The following is a 3,930-nucleotide window of genomic DNA, read 5'->3' on the forward strand; positions in this document are numbered from 1 at the left end:
CCGTCGCCCTCCGCGACCACCGCTTCCGGTGCGTCGGGCGCGCCGGTGACGCCGGTGACGCCGGCGACGCGGACGGTGACCGGGGACGCCGTCGACACCCGTTACGGGCCGGTGCAGGTCAAGATCGTCCTGGCCGGCAAGAAGATCACCGACGTGGTGGCGGTGCAGATCCCGGACCGGGAACGCCGCGACGTCGAGATCAACGACCAGGCGGTGCCGATCCTGCGGCAGGAGGTGCTCGACGCCCAGAGCGCCTACATCGACAGCGTCTCCGGCGCATCGTTCACCAGTACCGGGTACGCCTGGTCCGTCCAGTCCGCCCTGGACCGGTCCCGTGCCTGACCGGCCGGGCCGGGTCCGTGCCGAACCGGTGATGGGCACCGTGGTCAGCATCGACGTGCGTTCCCCACTGCCTCCGGCGGAGCTGGACGCGGCGATGGCCGCCGCGGCCGAGATCCTGCACCGGGCCGACGAGGATTTCAGCACGTTCCTACCCGGATCCTGGGTGTCCCGGGTGCGCCGGGGCGAGCACGATCTCGCCGCCTGCCCCGAGCACGTCCGGGCGGTCTACCGGCTGGCCGAGGTCTGCCGCGAGCGGACCGCGGGCCGGTTCGACCCGGCCTGGCGCGGGGACGGAACAGCGGACCCGACCGGCCTGGTCAAGGGTTGGGCCGCCGACGCCGCATCCCGGGTGCTGACGCAGGCCGGAGTACCGGATCACTGCGTCAACGCGGCGGGGGACCTGCGCGTGCGCGGTGCGGCGGCGCCGGGGAAGCTCTGGCGGGTGGGGATCGCCGACCCCTTCGACCGGACCCGGCTCGTGGCGGTGGTGGAAGGCACCGAGCTGGCCGTGGCCACGTCGGGGGTGTCGGAGCGGGGTGAGCACGTCGTCGACCCGGCCACCGGGACCCCGGCCTCGGGCCTTGCCTGCGCCACTGTCGTCGGGCCGGACCTGACCCTGGCCGACGCCTATGCCACCGCTGCGCTGGCCGCCGGTCGTGATGCGTTCGACCTGCTGGCCGGGCTCGCCCCGGAGGGATGGTCCTGGCTGGTGGTCGACGACGCGGGCCAGCTGGCTCATTCGGCGTGCTTTCCCGGCCCGGTGGCCGCCGCCGCGTCCGTACCGCCCGGACGGGTGCCCGAATGACCGGTCCCGGTGCGGGCCCGGGGGAGACTGGGCCGGTGGACCGTCCGATCCGGGTTCTCGTCGTTGACGACGAGATCGCGATCACCGACCTGGTGAGTATGGCCCTGCGCTACGAGGGCTTCGACGTCAGCGCCGTGCACTCCGGCCAGGCGGCCCTGACACGGGCCGCGCTCGCGCAGCCGGACCTGCTGGTGCTGGACGTCATGCTTCCCGACCTCGACGGATTCACGGTATGTGATCGGATGCGGCGTTCGGGCCAGGGCGTTCCGACCCTGTTCCTGACGGCCAGGGACGCCACCGAGGACAAGGTGCGCGGGCTGACTCTCGGTGGCGACGACTATGTCACGAAGCCGTTCGTGATCAGTGAGCTGATCGCCCGGGTCCGCGCCATCCTGCGCCGGGCCGGAGTCGCCGACGGTGCTCCGGCGCCGCTGCGTTTCGCCGACCTCGACCTCGACCCCGAAACCCGCGAGGTACGCCGGGCCGGGCAGCACGTCGAACTGACGGCCACCGAGTACCGCCTGCTGCACTATCTGCTGGCCAACACCCGCACGGTGCTCACCCGGGCCCAGCTGCTCGATCACGTCTGGGGGCACGACTTCGGCGGAGACGCGCGGGTCCTCGAGACCTACATCAGCTATCTACGCCGAAAGATCGACCACGTGTCACCGCCATTGATCCACACGGTGCGCGGCGTCGGCTACGTCCTGCGTCTGCCTCGTTGAGCCGGCCGGTCATGTCGTTGCGGGCCCGCCTTCTGCTGGCCCTGGTGGGCCTGCTGGCGATCGGCCTGTCCCTGGGCGCGGTCGGCACCCAGGGCGCGTTGGAGGCGTACCTGCGCGGCAAGCTGGACCAGCAGGTCCGGGACGCGCATCCGCTGATGGAACAGACTCTCCTGCGGGTCGGCGGTTACGGAGATCACGACAGTGACGACCGCTACCCGAGATTCGGTAGCGCCTTCCTGGTGGGTACCTACGGCGCGCTCTACGACAGCGGCGGTCACCGGCTCGCCGAGACCAGCCCGGGCCCCGGCCCGGCCGGCCCGACCGCCCCGACCCGGCGGCCGGCGGTGTCCAGGGATCTGCTCACCCACGCCCCGCTGCACCCGGACTTGGCTATCGCACCGTTGTGCACGGTCCCGGCCGAAGGCCACGGTGGCCGGTTCCGGATGCTGGCGGAACGGTTCCCCGATGGGGACGTGCTGGTCGTCGCGGTGCCCTTCACCGAGATGGACGCGACGCTGCGCAACGTCACCAGGATCGAGATCATTGCCAGCTCGGTGGTGATGGCGGCCCTGGGCGTGCTGGCCTACGCCATCATCCGGATCGGGCTGCGCCCGCTCACCCGTATCGAGCAGACCGCCGACCTGATCGCCCGGGGCGACCTGACCCGACGGGTCGCCGACACCGACCGGCGCACCGAGGTGGGCCGGCTCGGGCTCGCCTTCAACGCGATGCTCACCCGGATCGAGGCAGCCTTCCGGGCTCGGGAGGACTCCGAGCGGCGACTGCGCCGTTTCGTCGGGGATGCCAGCCACGAGCTGCGGACCCCGCTGACGTCGATCCGCGGATACGCCGAGATGTTCCACCGCGGCGCGGCGCGGCAGCCCGAGGATCTCGCGATGGTCATGCGCCGCATCGAGGAGGAATCGGCCCGGATGGGGGAGCTGGTCGACGACCTGCTGCTGCTCGCCCGGCTCGACCAGGGGCCGGCGCTGGAACGCCAGCCGGTCGACGTGGCCGCCCTGGTGCGGGACATCGCCACCGATGCCCGCGCCGTCAGCCCCGGCCGGACGATCGAGGTCGACGGGCCGCCGATCCTGGAGGTACTCGGCGACGCCGGCCGGCTCCACCAGGCGGTCGGCAACCTCGTGCGCAACGCCATCGTCCACACCCCACCCGACGCGGCCGTCTGCGTGCGGGCGGCGGAGAACGGTGGGGGCAGCAATGAGGACAGCAGCGGGGGCGAGGTCGTGCTCTCGGTGATCGACCATGGCCCGGGAGTACCCGACGAGGCCGTCGCCCACGTCTTCGAGCGGTTCTACCGGGCGGACTCCGGGCGGTCCCGGGACGCCGGGGGGACCGGGCTGGGTCTGTCCATCGTCCAGGCCGTCGCCGCCGCCCACGGCGGCCGGGTCGACCTGCACCCGACACCCGGTGGTGGCGCGACGTTCCGGTTCATCCTGCCCCGCCGGCCGCCCGGGTGACGGCGAGCGGGAACAGGGCTCGCCGCGGGTCGGCCGGGGGAGCCGGTGAGGGGACTCCGTCACGGGTGCGGGTGCCGTTGTAGACCGCCTGGTGCGCGGCGTTCTCCACCCCGTCCGGTCACGTCCTTCGGATTGGTGCTCGCCCGCCTGACACGGCACGCCGAACAGAGCCTGGGCCGGGTCCAACACCGCCCCGACCTGCCTGACGGCTGCCTGGCGACCACGATGATCAGCGTTGTGAACTCTGTGGGCCACCCGGCAGTGACGGCACGAGGCCGAGAAGCTCGGTAAGCCGCGGAGCGAATATGTTGTTGATCGGATGGAACACGATGTCCGTCTTCCGATCGATACGTAGCGCTTCGGTGGCGGGCGCGAGACGGCGCTGCAGGAAGGCCTCGAGGTGGTTTTGTGCGTCCCACAACTCGACGATCCGGTAGCCGATTGCCGACGGGGTGCAGATGTGCAGGAAGAGACTGGGGTCCGGATTCTTCTCTACGCCCATGTGATCGATGAGGGCGCGGTACTCCTTACCCGTGAGGTCATGTACGTCCAGGGTAGTGACGACGCCATCCGGGCG

At 71.7% G+C, this 3,930-nt stretch carries 5 protein-coding genes; 4 read left to right on the plus strand and 1 reads right to left on the minus strand.

Features of this window, described 5'->3' with window-relative positions; genetic code table 11:
• The 4 genes from NBZ85_RS28675 to NBZ85_RS28690 form a co-directional block, all read left to right on the plus strand.
• Positions 1-342, plus strand: a 342-nt coding sequence (locus NBZ85_RS28675) for an FMN-binding protein (RefSeq protein WP_261563070.1), incomplete at its 5' end; no start/stop codon positions are given.
• A gap of 31 nt (positions 343-373) precedes the next feature.
• Positions 374-1,147 carry an FAD:protein FMN transferase gene (locus NBZ85_RS28680; protein WP_261560386.1) on the plus strand — a complete coding sequence of 258 codons (774 nt, stop codon included), beginning with the start codon at positions 374-376 and terminating at the stop codon, positions 1,145-1,147.
• Positions 1,144-1,872 (plus strand): response regulator transcription factor, encoded by a 729-nt coding sequence (locus NBZ85_RS28685; protein WP_261560384.1) that lies wholly within the window; start codon positions 1,144-1,146, stop codon positions 1,870-1,872. Before NBZ85_RS28680 ends, NBZ85_RS28685 begins: the two co-directional genes overlap by 4 nt.
• Positions 1,873-1,883: 11 nt before the next feature.
• Entirely contained in the window at positions 1,884-3,353 is a 1,470-nt protein-coding gene (locus tag NBZ85_RS28690) for a sensor histidine kinase (protein WP_261560383.1), read from the plus strand.
• A gap of 229 nt (positions 3,354-3,582) precedes the next feature.
• On the opposite strand, the gene NBZ85_RS28695 is transcribed toward NBZ85_RS28690, so the two are convergent.
• On the minus strand, positions 3,583-3,930 hold a 348-nt coding region (locus NBZ85_RS28695), incomplete at its 5' end, for a hypothetical protein (RefSeq protein ID WP_261563072.1).

This window comes from Frankia tisae, from assembly GCF_025403405.1.
GTDB classification, from domain to species: Bacteria; Actinomycetota; Actinomycetes; order Frankiales; family Frankiaceae; genus Frankia; species Frankia tisai.